The organism is Bacteroidales bacterium (assembly GCA_031275285.1).
Taxonomy (GTDB): Bacteria; Bacteroidota; Bacteroidia; order Bacteroidales; family UBA4181; genus JAIRLS01.
In genome coordinates this window covers 1-19438 of record JAISOY010000004.1, presented here as the reverse complement: position 1 = coordinate 19438, position 19438 = coordinate 1, and the positions used below count along the sequence as shown (strand labels likewise).

At 39.6% G+C, this 19438-nt stretch carries 18 protein-coding genes; 11 read left to right on the top strand and 7 right to left on the bottom strand.

Annotation, left to right across the window (positions count from 1 at the left end; translation table 11 throughout):
* The first annotated feature begins 167 nt into the window (after positions 1-167).
* The 7 genes from LBQ60_00745 to LBQ60_00715 all read left to right on the top strand — a co-directional run bounded on the left by LBQ60_00745 (position 168) and on the right by LBQ60_00715 (position 6555).
* Positions 168-1730, top strand: coding sequence for an FAD-binding protein (locus tag LBQ60_00745; GenBank protein ID MDR2036429.1), 1563 nt, complete (start codon positions 168-170; stop codon positions 1728-1730).
* A gap of 72 nt (positions 1731-1802) precedes the next feature.
* Positions 1803-2489 carry a (d)CMP kinase gene (gene cmk / locus LBQ60_00740; GenBank protein MDR2036428.1) on the top strand — a complete coding sequence of 229 codons (687 nt, stop codon included), beginning with the start codon at positions 1803-1805 and terminating at the stop codon, positions 2487-2489.
* A 26-nt stretch (positions 2490-2515) separates the two neighbouring features.
* Entirely contained in the window at positions 2516-3244 is a 729-nt protein-coding gene (gene recO / locus LBQ60_00735) for a DNA repair protein RecO (GenBank protein MDR2036427.1), read from the top strand.
* 147 nt (positions 3245-3391) lie between these two features.
* On the top strand, positions 3392-4558 hold the full coding sequence (locus LBQ60_00730) for an AhpC/TSA family protein (GenBank protein MDR2036426.1): 1167 nt from the start codon (positions 3392-3394) through the stop codon (positions 4556-4558).
* Positions 4533-5318 (top strand): UDP-2,3-diacylglucosamine diphosphatase, encoded by a 786-nt coding sequence (locus LBQ60_00725; protein MDR2036425.1) that lies wholly within the window; start codon positions 4533-4535, stop codon positions 5316-5318. The genes LBQ60_00730 and LBQ60_00725 overlap by 26 nt, the downstream gene beginning before the upstream one ends.
* 108 nt (positions 5319-5426) lie before the next feature.
* Positions 5427-5915: a hypothetical protein gene (locus LBQ60_00720; protein ID MDR2036424.1), complete on the top strand. Its 489-nt coding sequence runs from the start codon at positions 5427-5429 to the stop codon at positions 5913-5915.
* Entirely contained in the window at positions 5887-6555 is a 669-nt protein-coding gene (locus LBQ60_00715) for a DUF6048 family protein (GenBank protein ID MDR2036423.1), read from the top strand. Before LBQ60_00720 ends, LBQ60_00715 begins: the two co-directional genes overlap by 29 nt.
* Positions 6556-6565: 10 nt before the next feature.
* Here the strand turns inward: LBQ60_00715 and LBQ60_00710 are convergent, their stop codons facing one another.
* The 5 genes from LBQ60_00710 to LBQ60_00690 form a co-directional block, all read right to left on the bottom strand.
* On the bottom strand, positions 6566-6925 hold the full coding sequence (locus LBQ60_00710) for a DUF3127 domain-containing protein (protein ID MDR2036422.1): 360 nt from the start codon (positions 6923-6925) through the stop codon (positions 6566-6568).
* Between the two features lie 38 nt (positions 6926-6963).
* Entirely contained in the window at positions 6964-10338 is a 3375-nt protein-coding gene (locus LBQ60_00705) for a SpoIIE family protein phosphatase (protein MDR2036421.1), read from the bottom strand.
* A 42-nt stretch (positions 10339-10380) separates the two neighbouring features.
* Positions 10381-11367 (bottom strand): DUF3078 domain-containing protein, encoded by a 987-nt coding sequence (locus LBQ60_00700; protein ID MDR2036420.1) that lies wholly within the window; start codon positions 11365-11367, stop codon positions 10381-10383.
* Positions 11368-11436: 69 nt separating this feature from the next.
* On the bottom strand, positions 11437-12387 hold the full coding sequence (locus LBQ60_00695; GenBank protein MDR2036419.1) for a glycosyltransferase family 2 protein: 951 nt from the start codon (positions 12385-12387) through the stop codon (positions 11437-11439).
* Positions 12388-12395: 8 nt separating this feature from the next.
* A complete protein-coding gene (locus LBQ60_00690) occupies positions 12396-12926 on the bottom strand; it encodes a DUF4199 domain-containing protein (GenBank protein ID MDR2036418.1) in 531 nt (176 codons plus the stop codon).
* A gap of 151 nt (positions 12927-13077) precedes the next feature.
* Between LBQ60_00690 and LBQ60_00685 the strand changes: the two genes are divergently transcribed.
* Positions 13078-14946, top strand: a complete 1869-nt coding sequence (locus LBQ60_00685; protein MDR2036417.1) for an ATP-binding cassette domain-containing protein — start codon at positions 13078-13080, stop codon at positions 14944-14946.
* Here LBQ60_00685 and LBQ60_00680 read toward each other — a convergent pair.
* Both LBQ60_00680 and miaA read right to left on the bottom strand, forming a co-directional pair.
* Positions 14943-15947: an SPASM domain-containing protein gene (locus LBQ60_00680; protein ID MDR2036416.1), complete on the bottom strand. Its 1005-nt coding sequence runs from the start codon at positions 15945-15947 to the stop codon at positions 14943-14945. The genes LBQ60_00685 and LBQ60_00680 overlap by 4 nt on opposite strands.
* The gene (miaA, locus tag LBQ60_00675) at positions 15944-16876 is read right to left on the bottom strand and encodes a tRNA (adenosine(37)-N6)-dimethylallyltransferase MiaA (GenBank protein ID MDR2036415.1); all 933 of its coding nucleotides are present in this window, start codon (positions 16874-16876) and stop codon (positions 15944-15946) included. The genes LBQ60_00680 and miaA overlap by 4 nt, the downstream gene beginning before the upstream one ends.
* A 196-nt stretch (positions 16877-17072) precedes the next feature.
* Here miaA and LBQ60_00670 point away from each other — a divergent pair, with 196 nt between their 5' ends.
* From LBQ60_00670 to LBQ60_00660, 3 genes are all read left to right on the top strand, one after another.
* Positions 17073-18158 (top strand): hypothetical protein, encoded by a 1086-nt coding sequence (locus tag LBQ60_00670; GenBank protein MDR2036414.1) that lies wholly within the window; start codon positions 17073-17075, stop codon positions 18156-18158.
* A gap of 197 nt (positions 18159-18355) precedes the next feature.
* On the top strand, positions 18356-18907 hold the full coding sequence (locus LBQ60_00665) for a periplasmic heavy metal sensor (protein ID MDR2036413.1): 552 nt from the start codon (positions 18356-18358) through the stop codon (positions 18905-18907).
* Positions 18908-18924: 17 nt separating this feature from the next.
* The coding region (locus LBQ60_00660; protein MDR2036412.1) for a glycosyltransferase family 2 protein at positions 18925-19438 on the top strand (514 nt) is incomplete at its 3' end.

Genomic DNA, 19438 nt, shown 5'->3' with positions numbered 1-19438 from the left:
TTAATCTTAACAGGGCTTTTTTATTTATGTCTTCTTTTGTTCTTTTCTTTATCTTTGTACTTTAAGTAATACATCTAAAATCAGTATCACATTTAATAAACGTAATCAATTTTATCAATGCAACTTAAGAAAACAATAAATAGCACTGAGTACTTAATTGCCTGGCCATGCCCACATCAATCCAAATAACTGTATCACCCAAAGAAACTGCTGTTCCCGGTTTATTGGAAAAGGCGATCTATCGCCAGACCGGTTATACTACCAGTGATATTCTTCATTTCGACATAGTACGACGTTCGATAGATGCCCGTAAACGAGGACAAATCAAAATCATCCTCACCATCAATATATACCTGCATGGGGAAGCGATCCTTTCCCAAAAATATGATTTTAACTTCCGGAACGTTTCCGCACATTCGGAAGTATTGGTCATCGGATCAGGGCCCGCTGGATTGTTCGCAGCATTCAGGCTGATAGAAAGGGGCATTAAACCGGTCATTATCGAACGGGGAAAAGAAGTAAGTGAAAGAAAACACGATATTGCCGTTTTATGCCGGGGGAAGGGATTAAATGCCGAATCAAATTATTGTTTTGGTGAAGGCGGAGCGGGAACATTCTCCGATGGGAAGCTTTTTACCCGGTCCAACAAACGTGGAGATGTCAACCGGGTATTGCAACTGTTCCATCATCACGGCGCCAGCGAACAAATCCTGATAGATGCACATCCGCATATCGGTACGGATGTTCTGCCGTTGGTCATTAAAAACATGCGGAAGACCATCCTCCAGTGCGGAGGAGAATTCCACTTCGGACAAAAAATGACCGGCCTTATTATTGAAAACGGAGGAGTTGCAGGGATAGAAACAGCTTCCGGGGAAAAATTCCGGGGAAAAGCGGTTATTCTGGCAACAGGACATTCTGCATCAGATATTTACGAGTTTTTTTACAGAAATGGTTATCTCCTTGAGGCCAAGACGTTCGCCATGGGAATCAGAATCGAACACCCACAGGCATTGATCAATGAAATATTCTATCATCATTCGCCTGAAATTGAATATTTACCCGCAGCAGCTTACCATCTCTCCGCACAAGTAAACGGACGGGGCGTATATTCTTTCTGTATGTGTCCCGGAGGTTTTATGGTACCTTCGACTACCTCGCCGGACGGACAGGTCGTAAACGGCATGTCTTCTTCCCGAAGGCATACGGCATTTGCCAATTCGGGAATAGTAGTGGAGATCCGCCCTGAAGATCTCAAAAATTACGATCAGCATGGTGTTCTCGCCGGGTTGCGTTATCAGCAATACCTGGAACAACTGGCAGCAATCAACGGAAAAGGACAACAAACTGCTCCCGTCCAAAGAACGACCGATTTTATCAACGGCAAAAATTCAACAACGCTTCCGTCGTGCAGTTATCTTCCCGGAATCATATCATCTTCTTTGCATTCCTGGTTACCCGGTCCAATCTCTCAACGGCTGCAGGAAGCATTTAAAATATTTGACCGGAAGATGAAAGGATTCCTTACTCACGAATCATTGGTAGCCGGCGTGGAATCACGTTCTTCCACTCCCGTACGTATCCCCCGGGATCCAATAACACTACAACATCCGCAGCTGAAAGGCCTGTATCCGTGTGGCGAAGGCAGCGGGTATGCCGGAGGTATCACTTCTGCAGCACTTGACGGCATCAATATTGCTGATAACATTCTCAAAGATCACCAGGGATGATCCCCGTTTTGGAGTTTATAATTTAAAATGTTATCTTTACATATAACCTTTATATTATTTTAAAAGAAGAATATGCGACCTCTCACCATTGCCATTGACGGTTTTTCTTCATGCGGCAAGAGTACTTTTGCGAAAGCTATCGCCAAAAAACTGAATTATACCTATATCGACACCGGTGCCATGTATCGTGCCGTTACTTTATTTGTCCTGCAAAACTGTTTAATCGTAGACAATGAGGTCAATATCCCGGAACTGATCAAACGGATGGATGAGATTCACATTTCTTTCCAAAGAAATAAAGAGACGCTCCAGAATGAAATACTTTTAAACGGCCGGTGTGTGGAACGGGAAATACGCACACTTGAAATCTCCGAAAGGGTAAGTGAAGTAAGCGCCATTAAGGAAGTCCGCAAAAAACTGGTCTTTATGCAACAGGAAATGGGGAAGAACAAATCCATTGTGATGGATGGGCGTGATATTGGAACAGCTGTTTTTCCAGATGCAGATATCAAAATATTCATGACAGCCCGTCTTGAAGTCCGTACTAAACGCAGGTATGATGAACTGATGCAAAAAGGGATACCTGCAAGTTGGGAAGAGATCAGCCACAATATAGCCAAACGGGACTATATGGATCAAAACCGTTCTGAAAATCCACTCAGGCAAGCTTCCGATGCCATCGTTCTTGATAATAGCGATATGACTCCGGAACAACAAATGGTATGGTTTGAAAAATTGCTCTCCAAAAAACAAGTATAACGATCATTCCTTAATTTTCAAAAGCATTGATTGTCAATACACGAGCCATTGTTCTGAGCCATCTGAGATATGGTGAGAGTAGCCTGATCGTACATCTGTACACCGAACAATTAGGCAGGCAGGCAGTATTTATCAAGGGGGCCTACAATAAAAAATCATCGATGCGCACTGCTTTATTCCAGCCGTTACATCTGCTGGAAATAGAAATACATTATCGTTCCAACCGGCAAATGCAACGTATTTCCAATGTCCGGTTATTACAACCGCTCCACAATATTCTTTTTGATCCGGTAAAAAATAGCATTGCCCTATTTACAGCCGAATTACTCTATAAAACCCTGAGAGAAGAAGAAGCCTACCACGAGCTATTCGGATTCCTGCTTCATTCCATACAAACACTTGACCTGATTGATAAAGGGATCGCTAATTTTCACCTGATCTTCATGATACACTATACACGCTATCTCGGCTTCTATCCGAATATGGATGATTTATCGGAAAATGCGTGGTTCGATGCTCAAAAAGGAAATTTTACAATTTACCCATCCAAATCATCACCCGATCCTGAATACAACCAGCTTTTAGCACAATTATTCGGGACTTCCTTCAACCATATTTCCCATATGAAAATGAACCATCTCCAAAGGAACTATTTTACAGAATACTTACTTACCTATTATGAGATACATGTGGATAATTTCGGAAAAATGAAATCATTTGCCGTTTTGAAGGATGTTTTTCAAAATATCGTCTAAATTAGCTATTTTGGTGCGGTTTTTGTAATTAATTCTTATACTTTTGTGCGGGACTGGTTATAGATGGGGAAATCTTCTTCATAAGGAGTGCTATAACCTTCATTTAATTGTACATCAGATATCATTGATTGACTTTAGAATGTATTCATGAAGAAATTTTCTATTCTTGGTTTTCTGGTTTTTTTGCTAATTGGCTGTGGTCAGGAAAAGCCCATACATATAAAAGGTAAACTTAACGAATCCCAAAAGGAAACTATATATCTACACAAATTGGGCGTAGATAAACAAAGCACGGTAACCGACTCAACCAGGTTAGATGAGAATGGCAACTTTTCTTTCAAACAAAAAATAAGTCAGCCGACGTTTTATTCACTTACTGTAAACAACAAAACGATCAGTCTTCTGGCGCATCCCAAAGACAAGATATTTATTACCGGAGATACGCGTCTTTTAGATTTAACTTATAATGTGGAAGGAAGCGATGATTCGAAAGACATCAAACGATTGAGTGAAAGAATAGAACGTACAGCATTCTTTGCCGATTCATTGGAAAAAACACTTAAATTATTTGAGAACAATCGTAACTATGTAAACATACAAAGGCAATTCCAATGGCATTATATGAAAGAGATCGACAGCTTAAGGGCATATAATATACGATTCATCAAAAATAACCCGAATTCATTGGTGGTCATCTATGCTTTATACCAACAGATTACTCCTAATTTATATGTATTCAATGATGAAGACGATATACAATATTTCCGGAAAGCTGATTCTGTTTTTTACAAACAGTACCCTAAAATTCCACATGTAAAGATGCTTCATGCCAACGTCTTAGAGATGAATGAGCAATACCGGATAAAGAAATTAAATAAAATGATGTCCATGCTGGGACAGGATGCTCCTGAAATAGCTTTGCCTTCACCTAATGGTCAAATTAAAAAGTTATCCTCATTCAGAGGCAAATATGTCCTGGTAGATTTTTGGGCTTCATGGAGTGCTCCTTGTCGCACGGAAAACATCAACCTGCTACGCATATATAATAAGTACCACGATAAGGGTTTTGAAATTTTTCAGGTTTCGCTCGACAGGTCAAAAGCTTCATGGGAAAAAGCCATTAAAGAAGATGGCCTGATCTGGACCCATGTCAGCGATCTCAAATTCTGGGATTCTGAACCGGTAAAAGCTTATGGAGTTGAGACTATCCCGGCTAATTTCCTTATCGACACAGAAGGATCTATTATTACTAAAGAATTACGCGGCGACGTCTTAGACAGATATTTGGGTGAAATTTTCTCTACAACAGAATAAAAAGGTATATTTTGCATCTGACCTCCATCTAAGGATGCTTCCTGATGAGGACAGCGCACAAAGGGAAAAGGATTTTGTTCAGTGGCTGGATAAAATCAAAACAGATGCTCAGATCATCTTCCTGCTGGGTGATATTTTCGATTTCTGGTTTGAATACCGTTATGTTATACCTCGTGGTTTTAGCCACCTATTTGGAAAATTAAAGGATCTGACCGAAGCAGGGATCGAAATACATTTTTTTACGGGAAATCACGACCTGTGGGTATTGGATTACTTATCCATAGAAACGGGAGTCATTATGCATAGGAAGATTACCGGATTCGAAATAAATAATCTGTCTTTTCTATTAGGGCATGGACATAATACAGGTCCGGTAAGTTTTGGTGAAAAAACCCTGGCAAATATGTTCAAAAATAAGTTCCTTAGAAAACTGTTTGCTTGTATTCATCCATATTGGGCCATATCATTCGGCATTAACTGGTCTAAGAGAAACCGTGCAAAACATGGCATATATGAAAAATTTGATGGTATAGAAAAAGAAGAGATCGCTATTTATTGCCTGGAACAATTAAACCAGAAACATTACGATTTTTTTATTTTCGGACACAGGCACCTGGCTATGGATATCCGGCTCAATGAAAATAGCCGTTATATAAATACCGGTGAATGGATGAAAAGCTATACCTATGCTGTCTTTGATGGAAAAAATGTATATCTGAGGTCATTTAAAAAGGAATCGGACATTATTGTTATTCCCTGAATGCGAAAGTTTTTCATCATTCTTACATCCTGAGAAAACTCTTTTGCAAAAAATAACCGATTATCCATGCGAATTTATGTAACTTTGTGGTTTGATAAAGTCATTATAATGAAACGGGCTCAATTGGTTAAATTATGGATATGGGGAACCATTTCGCTGATGATAGGTCTAACCTGTTCTTGTGATGAATTTTGTGAAGAATCGAACAGAACGGCCATGGTGGTTAATTTTTACATAGCAGATACGGACTCCGTCCTGGAAGTAGAAAAGCTAACTGTGCAGGGTTTGGATACGGACAGTGTTTTATACAGAGAAGTAACGGCAAAAACAGTGCTTTGTCCACTGAACCCCGGAGCAGATCTTACAAAATATATCTTTACAAACGACACAATTACCGACACTATCATTATATCTTATACCCGTCATACAGGCTTTGTTTCCTCAGAATGCGGATGTGTCAACTATTCATCCATAGAAATCGATCCCAATACAATATTCAATTCCATAAAAAAAATAGAAATAACCAATCCCACTGTAGGACCTGTGAGTTATCGACCAGATGTTATCAATGAAGAAAATATCAGGATTTATTATTAGCCTTGCATTATCTCTTCCGTTATTGTGTAACGGCCAAGATACCACCCGCTACCCGATCAACGAAATGAAAGGGATCAGGATCGGAATTGATCTGGCTAAATTAGCCTTTCCCTTCATATATGATAAAGAACGGGTTGGATTTGAAGTTAGTGTTGATAAGTTCATTTGGAAGAATATCTTCGGCGTAGCAGAAGTCGGTTGGCTGGATGTCGACCTTGACCGTGACACTTATCACTATCAACTGAACGGGCTCTACGGAAAACTGGGAATTGATTATAACCTCTTAAAATCACGCCGCCCATTCAGCAATGATTTATTTTATGCCGGATTCCGTTACGGTATGTCTTTCTTCTCTCATAAAGCTGATGACATCACTGTCCCGGGTTATTACTGGCCCGATGCCTCATCGCAAAGTATTTCCAAAACCAGCATGAATGCGCATTGGATCGAGTTATTGATGGGTGTGAAAGCTGAAGTCCTGAAAAACTTCTATATAGGGTTGATTTTCAGGGGAAAATTCAGGATAGCCTCTCCGAAAGGCAAATATTCCAATGCGTATGTAATCCCAGGATACGGCAATGGCGCTGATGGTTTCTCTTTAGGATTAAATTACTATATCTCGTACAACATCAAATTTTAGTGTCTACAAATCAAAAGGGCAGGTCATCAACGTTTTCCCCTTCCGGTGAAATAGGATCGTTCTGATACATTTCCAACGGAGGCAGTTCGGAAGAGTTTTGGTTCAGGTTAACAGGATCTACTTTCCAGCCTGTAACATTTGTATACCATTTCCCGTTAAATTCACGACTTTCGATATCAAATGAAACATTCAACATACTCCCTTCGACCAACGATGCGACATCCACTTTATCGCCCCATATGGTAATACATACTTTTTTAGGATAGGTTCCTTCCGTTTCGATAATAATATCCTGCTTTTTCCACTCTCCATTCTTACCCTGCCCCGTCTGAGGCATTAATTTTTCAACCAGTTTTCCTTTAATTTCCATTCTTTATCATTTATTCGGTTATATTATTATCCTAAAAATCACGCATTAACTCTTATTCCGATCACAAGGATATCGTCTACCTGTGCATTTTCACCCTTCCATTCATCATGAATACTACTTAACTTATCTTTTTGCAGGTCTGTTCTCAATGCTGACAAATTAACCAGCAATTGCTTGAATGGTTTGGTCTTGAACTTACTATCATTTGCTCCTCCGAACTGATCTACATATCCGTCCGAGAATATGTATAACATATCCTGATCTTCCAACGGGATCATATGATTACTGAAATGAGTTTCGGCCCCGATATGGATACCGACAGGCATTTTATCCGCTTTATATTCTATTAACTCTCCTCTTCTCACCAGATATAATGAATTATAAGCGCCGGCATATTGTAATGTCATAGTATCATAATCAATAATACACAATGCAACATCCATTCCATCTTTTTGCTCACCGATAGCTCCGGTTTGGGACAATAACAACTTCAGATTAACACGTAACTCATCCAGTATTTCCGAGGCTTTATCTACCTCCTGCTTAAGGACAATCTCATTAAGGATCGATATTCCCAACATGCTCATCAACGCACCGGGAACCCCATGTCCCGTACAATCGGCAGCCACTACCACTGATTTATTCCCGTGTTTCGCTGCCCAGTAAAAGTCACCACTTACGACATCCCTCGGACGGAAAAACAAAAAGTAATCCGAAAGTATTCTTTCCAAGGTACCCATACTCGGCATAATGGCATTTTGTATCCGCTTGGCATAATGGATGCTATCCATGATCTCCTGTCTTTGTTCCGCAATCTGGTCACGTTGCTCGGCTGCCATATCCCTTTGAATGATCAGCTCTTCCTGATAAGCTTCCAAAGCAGTATTAATTTCAAGAATATTTTGTTTCTGACGCTCAATTTCAATGGTCCTTTCTGTTACTTTCTCTTCCAGTTGTCTATTTTTTTCTATCAATGCACGTTCACGCCATTTCACATACAGATAGATCAAAACGAATAAAATTACAGCATAAATAATATAGGCGACAGTGGTTGCCCACCAGGGAGGGCGAACATAAAACGAATAGGTGACAGGTTCTGGATTCCAGACACCGTCATTGTTACATGCCACCACCTTGAAGGTATAACGTTTCCCGTGTGAAAGCTGATAATCACGGAATGTTTCGGAACTTCCTTCATGCCAGTTTTTTTCATATCCTTCCAAAATATAACGGTACTTATTTTTGGCAGGAATGGTAAAATGGATACCGATCCAATCAATACGAACCCCATTTTTGTTATAGGGAAGAGATAAGTTTTCAGGCAAACCGGATGAAGATATAGTATCTGCAAACTGCCATATATCCGTCCCGTCAGTCAGGCTAATCCCGGTAATATAGGTACGTGGAGGAGTATCCCGTTTACGGTCTTCCCGGGGGGAATATTTCACAAGGCCTGCTATCGTTCCAAACCAGACATTATCAAAAATATCGGTAGCCGCTGCCCCATAATAACAATCAATCGAAGAAAAACCATCATGCAGCCCATAATTCCTAATGTGGTTGGTTTTTAAATCCATGGCATTCAATCCTCCATTATAAGCCACCCAAAGTGTTTCACTGTTATCGGAGTGTACTACCGTGATGGAATTATCCGTCAAGCCGTCCCTGGTGGTAAATGTCCGGAAACTGAATTGATCATCTGCCGTCTCGGTAATTTTGCACAACCCATCTTCCGTCCCCAGCCATATAGATCCGTATTTATCTATAGCAATATCTGTACATGAATTATTAGGTAATCCATGTGCAGTAGTATAGGTTGTAAACTTCTCACCATCAAAAACAGACAAACCCAGGGCTGTGCCGCACCATATCCGGCCCTTACTATCCCTTTCCAGGAATTTCACAAAATCATCCGCTAATCCTAAAGTATCAGTAGCATAATAGGTTACTTCTTCCCCTACAATATGTCCCAGACCTTTTGTTGAAGTAGCTACCCAGTATTCATTTTCCGATATGGCAATAATGGAATAAATATCAATAAGAGAAAGCCTAGGCGGAATATCGAACTTAATTTTGTTATTAATAAAATGCCCCATTCCTTCGGACCGGGCACCCAACAAGAGTTGATTTTCTATGGGTTCAATACATAAAATGTTATTGGTGCCAGGCCTGTTGTCTTTATCATTTGATTCAAAAAAACTCAATTCCTGTCCTTTAAGCCTAACCAATCCTTTATTTTGTAATCCCCCCCAGACATTTCCAGTTTTATCCGAGGATATCGATATCACATGTTCTTCAGGAAGAAACGTTTCAAAAATTACTTTACCATACATGGATATACCATTGTTGGTACCGATCCAGATATTTCCTTCGGTATCTTCAAAGACGCAGACGGTCTGATCTGCCACCAGGCCTGATGTTTTGTCATAATGATAAAACATATTATCCTTGTATTTATAAATCCCATTATTGGGAGTCAACAACCAGATATTATTCCTGGAGTCTTCCAATATTTTAAGAACCTGATCATCTAATTTCGCCACCTGACGTGTATTTTCTCCTTCTAATAAGAATAAGCCATCCGACAAAGTCGCCAGCCATATCCTGTCCTGTAAATCAAAACCAGCGACAATATAATCCTTTGCCGGTAACGATGATAAAAAAGTAAATTCACCATTCGAAAATCGGATCATTTGGTCCCGTCCGATAATCCATATCTCCCCGGTACTGTCTTTAATAATATCCAACACCCATCCAAAATCCTCATTTCCCTCATCAATAGTAAAATTCTGTATTTTGCCATCATCAATCACGGAAACCATATTTTCCGTACCGCATATAACCCTTCCGTCTTTATCTTCAATAAAGCAAGTAATCGAATTATTTACCAGCCCATTACTTGTATTATACGTTGTAATGGAATCTTCACTGACTACAGAAACACCCTCTTCCGTACGACACCAGATATTTCCTTTTGAATCTTCCAAAAGAAGACTGCTCCTGTCCCTGTTGTCAAGGGAATTTGAAGCCAACCCTTCTTTGGTGGTATACACCTGAAATATTTTTCCATCATACATGGCCAATCCTCCTCCGGAAGTAGCCATCCATATCCGGGACTTCTCATCTACCAGTAATGTAGTCACCGTATTTACCGGCAACCCTTCAGATACGGTGTAATTTTTAAAATCCCTTCCATCAAAACGGGATACGCCACCTGCCGTTGCAAACCAGATATAACCCTGCTTATCCTGGCAAATATCGGAAACCTGGCTTTGCACCAAACCGTCCTTCATCGTATAATTGATAAAAGGTATTACCTGAGCCTGCACATGTCCATATCCGCAAACAGGTAAGAGCAATAGAAAACACACCCGGAAAAGGATCGATGAAGATTTAATATGTTTCAGTAACAAAAACATCTGTTTGCTAGGTATCAGATAAGCTAACAAAATTAATCAAAATTGATAAAATACCCCTACTCCCAAAAAGTTTTTCGTCTGGACTTTCGGACCGCGCTGTTTTCCTTCATCATCTGTTGATTTTTGATCGTCATCATACATCAGATCAAAACGCAGGTCAGCAGATATATTTTTATATATCTGGTATTTTATGGTGAACCAAAGGACCACATCGATATTTTGCGGCTTTAATGCATAGTTAGAAAACAAATCCAAAGAAGAATTGAATTTAATCTTGTTCTTCCATATATTTCCATTCAAGGTCATAGTCAGACCCCCTCCCAATTCATACCGGGAATTTTGCGGTACCTGCTCATCCTTACCTTCCGCATTCTTAACGGTTTTCACCAAACCTGCATTGGATAGGACAACCAGATTATCCGACCTGGAAAAAGTAGCTTTCCCCATTAATGGAGATAATACTGCCGAAAAATTATTATTGGGACGATAGTCGATCCCCACAGAAAGAAACATATTGATCGGGGCCAGAAAGTCACTGATCCTGATCGTATCATTTGCAGAATATTTATACCCAGATGTAAACTGTGTCCTTGCCAAAAAAGAGGCTGCATAATACCATTTTTTGGCTATTTGATGCCCTACTTTTGACACAAGATGTAACCTGTCATCATTTTTGACTGCTTTTCTCTCTCCGTTTATCACCAGACCATATCCGAATATACCATAATTCTCAACTGTCCTCTTTCCTTTTTTATAATTGGCATATACGTTAAGCGCGGATGCAATAGCCAACTGGTCTTCTCCTCCCGGCCTCCAGTTTGTTAAGGAGGTTGCCTTGAATGCTAAACTAGCATCTCCTCCAAATATCCAACGGATGCTGTCGTGAGGAGAGAACTTCCTGTAGTGTCCAAGCCCGGCTTCGGCCGCGGCTTTCCTACCAGCCTTTATAGAAGCATCTGTCTGGCCATTCAATACAATACCCGGAAATAAGCAAACAATAATAAAAAGAATATGAATCTTCATTTCCAACTATCCATTTATATCACAAAGTATCTTTCACAAACAATTGATCGAAGTGTTTATTCCCCAATACTAAAATTCGTTTTTTATCTGATAGGCATTCCTGTCAACAGATGCCCTGGAAATCATTTCACCCAGGAAACCGGCAAGAAATAATTGAGTTCCCAGGATCATTGCTGTCAAAGCCAGATAAAAATACGGACTATTGGTCACAAGCCCGGCCCTGATCCCATGATATACAAAATATAGCTTTTGTGCCCCCAACCAAATTGCTGAAAGCAACCCCACAATAAACATCAGTGTACCCAATAACCCAAAAAGATGCATCGGTTTTTTGCCGAAACGGGACACGAAAAGTATACTGATCAAATCTAAAAAACCATTCATAAAACGGTTCCACCCGAATTTACTCACTCCATATTTCCTCGGCCTGTGTTCAACTACCTTTTCCCCGATTACGGTAAAACCAGCTTTAGCTGCCAATACAGGGATATATCGATGCATTTCCCCGTACACTTCAATACTTTTCACTACTTCATTACGATAGGATTTTAATCCGCAATTCATATCATGAAGCTTTATCCCCGTCATCCGACGCGCTGTAGCATTATAGATCCTGGAGGGTATCCTCTTCGTAAATTTACCATCATACCGCTTTTTTTTCCACCCCGAAACCAGATCATACTTTTCTTCGGTAATCATACGGTATAGTTCCGGAATTTCATCCGGACTATCCTGCAAGTCGGCATCCATGGTGATCACTACTTTTCCGGAAGCACGTTTAAATCCACAAAATAAAGCAGCTGACTTACCATAGTTACAGCGTAACTGAATGGCATGTATGGAAGGATTCTTAAGCGCCATTTCCTCTATCCTCAACCATGAATCGTCTTTACTCCCATCATCCACTAAAATGATCTCATAGCTATATTTTTGCTTATCCACCACTTGTTCTATCCATGAAACAAGTTCAGGAATAGATTCAGCTTCATTAAACAATGGGATAACTATAGAAAGATCCATATATAGGGTTAAGATTTACTATGTTGGTTATCAAACTGTACCGGATTTCTCAGGATAAATCCGCATATAGCCGCAATAACACTACCAATTAACGTATATTGTATGATGGTTGCAACAGCTAAAAGTTCCGGAGAAATTTGTTCGCGAATCTGCTCCATACTTACCGAAAGTATTTCCGACGGGGTTTCTGAGGATCGTAATGTTTGTTCGATCATATCAACAAAAACAGCCATAACAGACGGATCTATAACCTTTGCAACCAAATATATTACAAATGCAAGAATGACGGAAGTAAAAAATGCGGTCTGGATCCCTGTTGTTAATAACTGACTATAAACAACATCTCCGGCTCTTTTTTTTCGGTACAATCTTACTGTATAATAAATACCTCCTGTGAAAACAAGTAAATTTATCAACAAGTTCACTTGTATCAATACCATCAATAATCCAATAACTGCTCCCGCTGTCATGGATATTCGTGTCGAAGAAACCGGCATTTCAGATGACATCTCCATGGAGAATATAATACTATAACGCAAAGATAGATGTTTTTGATGAGTGAAAAAAACAGATGAAGCAATCTTTTGTATAATTTCATGAAATCCGGGATAATACAGATATAATATACCAAAAAAGGATTATTTCTGACCGATTATGTATTTTTGTCAGTTCAACCAGATAAATACATGCATGAGCTATTTACAGATAGAACAATTAGCCAAATCATATGGGGATATTGAATTATTCAACAATGTGACCCTCCATATCAATTCCGATTCGCGTATGGCATTGATCGCACGTAACGGAGCCGGGAAAACATCCCTGCTGAATATCATAGCAGGAAAAGACACCCCTAGTGCCGGATCCATTACTTATTTGCCGGACATACGGATCGGTTATCTGGAACAGAATCCTGACTTTGCACCTGAATTAACCTCTTTCCAGGCCGTATTCAATTCTTCCAGCGAAATGGTCCGGGTCATTTCGGATTATGAACAGGCATTACATTCCGGGGATAAAAACGTCCTGGAACGTTGCATGGAACAAATGGATCATTTAAATGCCTGGGATTATGAAGCGCGTATCAAACAAATACTCGGACAGTTAAGGATTGATTGGCTGGAACAACCGGTACAACAATTATCCGGCGGACAAAAAAAACGGCTAGCACTGGCTAATCTTCTGATCAATGAGCCGGAACTACTCCTTCTGGACGAACCCACCAACCACCTTGATCTGGATATGGTCGAGTGGCTGGAAGAGTATCTCCGTAAAACCAGCAGTGCATTCCTGATGGTTACCCATGACCGTTATTTTTTAGACCGGGTATGTAATGAGATCATTGAATTGGATAAAACGGGTATCTTCAGATATAAAGGAAATTACAGTCATTATCTGGAAAAACGTGCTGAACGGATAGCATTACAACAGTCTGAGACAGAAAAAGCCAGGAACTTGTACCGTACTGAATTGGAATGGATCCGCCGTATGCCTAAAGCCCGGGGGACAAAAGCCAAATACCGGGTTGAAGCTTTCGATGAAATAAAAACCAAAGCCCATCAGAGAAATGAAGAGAAAAACCTGGAATTAAATGTCCAGAGTGCCCGGCTAGGAAGTAAGATACTGATTTTAAGCAGCATAAAAAAACAATTCGGCAACACCATTATCCTGGATGATTTTTCCTATACATTTTCAAGAAATGAAAAAATAGGTATTATTGGTGATAACGGAACGGGAAAGACTACTTTCCTGAATATGATCACAGGTAAAGAACCTATCGATTCCGGAATAATAGAAACAGGTGAAACAGTGGTATATGGTTATTATACACAAACGGGTATCGATTTTAACCCGGGCCAGCGTGTGATAGAAATTATTAAAGATATTGCCGAAACAGTAACTATGAGTGACGGAAGGCAGATATCTGCATCACAATTCCTCACAGAATTCTTATTCCCACCTGATATGCAATATGTAATGGTGGAGAAACTGAGCGGTGGTGAAAAACGACGTTTATATCTGGCTACCATACTCATACAAAACCCTAATTTCCTAATATTAGACGAGCCGACGAATGACCTGGATATTGTTACACTCAATGTCCTGGAAAACTATCTGAAATCGTTCAGCGGATGTTTGATCATCGTATCACACGACCGATATTTTATGGATAAACTGGTGGACCACATATTTATATTCGAAGGGAACGGAAAAATCAAAGATTTTACAGGCAATTATACCGAATACCGTTTTTCCCGGCAGGAACAGGAAAAAGGCGAAGCCAGAAATGCAAACGCATCAAAACACAGAGAACAAAAAATTGAGACAAAGGCAAATAAAGTAAAATTATCCTATAAAGAAAAAAAAGAACTGGAAGAGTTGGAGGTCTTACTATCTTCCCTTGAAACAGAAAAATCAGAGATTGAACAACTACTCGGTTCAGGGTCTGCCGGACATGATGAAATGCTAAAAGCATCTTCCAGGATGGGAGATATTCTTTCTGAAATAGACGCCAAAACTGATCGGTGGATCGAGCTAAGTGATAAAGAAAATAGTTAGGTTTCGGTACAGTTATTACAGATATTACATTTTTTCCTGTTTGCCAGAATCATTTTTCTGAATTCAAAATACTTCCGGCCTTTCCATATGTTATGGAACGATTGTTCATTCACATTACCCATTACATGATCCGCATCTTTATCAAAACAACAGGGAACCACATCTCCGGAAACAGTGATCACACAGCCATTCCATAGACGAAAGCAACGGTTAGACAACCGGCTTTTGATTACGTATCTGTTATCATCTCCTTTTTTATAACGCGAATAAGCTTTAATGTCAGTCATGAGCGGATGACCAAATTCGAAATCATATAGCTGGGCTGTTTTTATTTCTACTTTATCCGCACCCGCTGCCAAAGCAAATGAACGTACCTTGTTTAACTGATGCTGGTTGGTTTTGAATACAATGAACTGAACTACAATATAAGGGGTTTTGCTCTTAAGTTCTTTTCTCCATTCCCTGATCCGTTGGATCCCTTCCAGTACTTTATCCAGATCTCCTTTATGCCGGTATTTTTCATAAGCTTCCTGAGTAATGCCATCCATAGAAATAATGATTCGTTGTAGTCCGGAACGGACTGTCTTCTCTGCATAATCATCATTCAACAACTGGGCATTGGTAGATATGGCTGTATATATTCCTCTTTGGAACGCCATCCGGATCAATCCGAATAAATTCCGGTGCAGATAAGGCTCTCCCTGAAAATACAACATCAAATATGTCAGATAAGATGCTTCTTTCAATATCTTTTCATAGGTTGCATTGTCAATGCTTTGTAGGGTACGGGTCAACTTAACGTTTCCTGCAGGACATTCGGGACATGCAAGATTACAAAAATTTACAGGCTCAATTGATATCGAATAGGGCTTTCCCCATAAAATGACTTGTCTAAAAAGAATAGAAACCCAATAAGATAAGTTTATTTTTAAGATATTGCCTATCTTAGCTAATGTAAGCGTCCTTAAAAAACAAAATGCATCCGTAAAGAAAGCTATCATGATTGACCTGCATTTTTCCGGATGATCTGTGATATACGCTCCATTTTCTGCTCCATAGATGCATGGCCATCCAGCCACCATATTTTATTGCCATTACGCTCCATACGCCTGAACCATGTCATTTGTCGTTTTGCGAACTGATGAATGGCTGTATTGAGTTGTTCGAACATCTGTTCATAAGAAAGCGTTCCTGACAAGTATTTCGATAGATACTTGTATTCCAGCCCATAATATTCCAATTGATCATGGGTCAAACCTTTATCCAGCAACGACTGGACTTCCCCGACCATTCCCTGGTCCAACCGCTGCTTCAGACGTTCGGTAATACGTTTTCTCCTCGACTCCCTGTCATATTTGACTCCTATCAACAATGGCCGTATATCCGGATAATCATTCGTCTCATCAGGATATTGTTTTTGATAACGGGCAATTTCAATGGCACGTATCATACGTTTTCTAGTATCAGTATCTGACCTGTTATGTAATGTCCTCAATCCGGCAAGGATTTGTTCCAGTTCCTGATCCGATTTATTTTCCAATTCCTCTCTATAGGCATTATCAACAGGCACCTGGATGAGCCTGTAGCCCTGTATGGCTGCTTCAATATATAACCCTGATCCACCACAGAGAACAGGTGTTTTTCCACTATTTACTACAGCATCAAATGCTTTTAAAAAATCTTTCTGATACTCATATACGTTATACTGATAACCGGGATCAACCACATCGATACAATGATAGGGTATTTCGCATCCGTTTACCATATAATCTTCGTAGTCCTTACCGGTTCCAATATTCATATCCCGGTACACCTGGCGTGAATCCGCGCTGATGACTTCCCCGTCATGATGAAAGGCCCAATGGGTTGCTACAGAAGTCTTCCCACCTGCCGTAGGACCAAGTATGACGAGTAAATTGTATGGGTTTATGTTCATAAAAGTGATGTATCATATCCTTCACAAACCTACGAGTTTTTTTACAAAAGTGCGAAATCATCAGAGAGCGGCATCAAAAAAAGCACATTTTTTAAACAAAAATTGTTTTATGTAGAAAAATTTTGTATTATTACGAGATATGGCATCTTGAAGCCCGGGGGAAATTAATTTACATCGAAAATTTTATATGATGAAAAAAATCAAACACTTATGTAAAACGTCCAACTTATTAGGTTGGATCGGGTCAATAACATTGATCATTGGTATATTAACTTTACTGTCCATATATATCTTTATTAATGATGCAGTAAATCAGGACTATATCCGGAAATTTATTCTATTAGTATCTATTTGTTTTATTCTGATAGGGATATTTATCATCTTTATTTACCGGAAAGAGCGTAATTCTATGTCGGTATTAACGCAAGAAATAGAACAAAAAGAGGAAAAAATCAAAGCGTTGACCGATGATTTAAGGGAAAAACAAAACGATGCAGAAGTCCTTTTAGAAGAGAAAAAACAGGAGGAAGAGAAAATATCCGAACTACAGAAATCCAATGAGAAACTAGAAGTTGAAAGTCGAACCGCTTATAAGCGACTGTATGAATCCCAACTATCAGGTGAACTTCATCTGATGTTTGCTTTAAAAAATAGCGACGATCTTTTTGCTATAAATAATTTTCAGGAATCATGGGATAAAGGACTTACTGATATCATCGGTATGACGAAAGGGACCTTCTGGATGATCGAATTGAAAAAAGGAAAAGAAGATGTAGTTGCTGAAAAAGATAAAAAGGCACGGAAAAAGCAATTCGAACAACTGCAAAAAGGGGAAAACCTATCTTTAAAAACCATTGCAGACCAATGTCATTGGTTGGGGTACGGGACAAACAAAACAACAGGCAATCCTATCCTTTTCACAACATACTGGACTGTCTTCGAGGCAAAAAGCCTCGAAAAGGTTACCTTCAAGCAATTTATCGACAGGGCATACTCTGATAATGACTCCATTGGAGTATCACACGGCCGGTTTACTCCTTATGTGAAATTCCTGGTAAAATGTTACGGGGGAAATGATGTGGCAGCAAAGGAAATTCCTTTTCTATTATTCTGTAAAGACAAAAACGGGGCAACATATACAGTAAAGACCGATCTTCATTCCTGCGAAATAGCTATAAAGGAACAGATGGAACAGGAATTGAAAAAAGAACAGGACCTTAAAATTAAGAGACAACAAAATAAAAATCGAAAAACCGGTGAAATACCATCTCCTTGAAATCCATATTCCACTCAGGTCGATTTTTATAGGAAAATACAGTTTTTATTGGATGTACAGAAAAATAATGTAATTTTGTCATACATTATAGCAGCGTTTTTTATCCAGTCATATTAAACCCCTGTGATATTTTTATGTCTTACTAATAAATCTTGGTGTACACAAGTAAAATTAGTATTGAATTAAAAATTTGAATCATGAAAATAAAATTATTGATGGCCGTTGCCATCATTGCAGTATCAGGGATTACTTTGTCGGCACAGCCGAATACATCATTGAATGGGAGTGACAAGCCACAGGAAATAAGGCGTGAAAGGAATGCTGAAAATTTTCCATCCCCATTAAAACTGACTGATGAACAGCGGCAAGAAATGCAGAAGATCCGGATGGAACGGATGAAAGAGCGTACACAAATACAGAATCAGATCAAAGAAAAAAAGGCGAGGCTGGAAGTATTACAGACCGCTGATAAAGCAGATATGAAGGAGATCAACAAAACAATTGATGAAATAACCGCTTTACAAGCCAAGAATATGAAAGCCGACGCAGCTGACCGTCAAAATATACGGAATTTACTGACGGAGGAACAGCGTATCATCTTTGATGCCCAGGGAGGGGGTAAAGGCATGATGCATGGTCATGGTCCGGATAGAAAACAATTCGATCGCAAAAATGATTCTCCCCGCCAATCAATGCATGCAGGTCCGATGGCTCGACCCCGTCAGGACAGGAATATGGAAAAACAGTAATCACAGCAAATAATCGGATGCCATTCGCTGAAGAGTATCTTAAACATAATCATTTTTCCTCGTTGTTTATCCCCGGTTCAAAGCGGAAGCCGGGGATAATTGTTATTATTCCATGTTATAATGAACCTAATCTGCTTGAATCGCTGGGATCATTATATAGGTGCAAACGACCTGAAGCCAATACGGAAGTAATTGTGGTGATCAACCATCCTGAAAATGCATCCTCCGAAGCAAGGCAACAAAATGAAAAAAGCTTGCATGAAGCCCGTTGTTGGGCCGATCAACATAATTCGGAGCATCTTATCTTTGAAATAATTTATATTCCCGATCTCCCTGTAAAAAATGCCGGTGTGGGTTTTGCCCGAAAAACAGGAATGGATGAGGCAGTAGCACGTTTTAATACCTATGATTATGCTGAAGGCATCATTGTAGGTTTTGATGCGGATTCAACCTGTGACGACAACTATTTGAGAGAAATTGAACTCGCATTTTCAGATCCGGGAATCAATGGAGCTTCTATTTATTATGAGC

What these genes read in the sequence shown, in the direction of transcription:
- LBQ60_00745 (MDR2036429.1), top strand. Translation starts at nt 168, where the DNA reads ATGCCCACATCAATCCAAATAACTGTATCACCCAAAGAAACTGCTGTT.
- cmk (MDR2036428.1), top strand. Translation starts at nt 1,803, where the DNA reads ATGCGACCTCTCACCATTGCCATTGACGGTTTTTCTTCATGCGGCAAG.
- LBQ60_00730 (MDR2036426.1), top strand. Translation starts at nt 3,392, where the DNA reads ATGAAGAAATTTTCTATTCTTGGTTTTCTGGTTTTTTTGCTAATTGGC.
- LBQ60_00720 (MDR2036424.1), top strand. Translation starts at nt 5,427, where the DNA reads ATGAAACGGGCTCAATTGGTTAAATTATGGATATGGGGAACCATTTCG.
- LBQ60_00715 (MDR2036423.1), top strand. Translation starts at nt 5,887, where the DNA reads ATGAAGAAAATATCAGGATTTATTATTAGCCTTGCATTATCTCTTCCG.
- LBQ60_00710 (MDR2036422.1), bottom strand. Translation starts at nt 6,925, where the DNA reads ATGGAAATTAAAGGAAAACTGGTTGAAAAATTAATGCCTCAGACGGGG.
- LBQ60_00700 (MDR2036420.1), bottom strand. Translation starts at nt 11,367, where the DNA reads ATGAAGATTCATATTCTTTTTATTATTGTTTGCTTATTTCCGGGTATT.
- LBQ60_00695 (MDR2036419.1), bottom strand. Translation starts at nt 12,387, where the DNA reads ATGGATCTTTCTATAGTTATCCCATTGTTTAATGAAGCTGAATCTATT.
- LBQ60_00685 (MDR2036417.1), top strand. Translation starts at nt 13,078, where the DNA reads ATGAGCTATTTACAGATAGAACAATTAGCCAAATCATATGGGGATATT.
- LBQ60_00680 (MDR2036416.1), bottom strand. Translation starts at nt 15,947, where the DNA reads ATGATAGCTTTCTTTACGGATGCATTTTGTTTTTTAAGGACGCTTACA.
- LBQ60_00670 (MDR2036414.1), top strand. Translation starts at nt 17,073, where the DNA reads ATGAAAAAAATCAAACACTTATGTAAAACGTCCAACTTATTAGGTTGG.
- LBQ60_00665 (MDR2036413.1), top strand. Translation starts at nt 18,356, where the DNA reads ATGAAAATAAAATTATTGATGGCCGTTGCCATCATTGCAGTATCAGGG.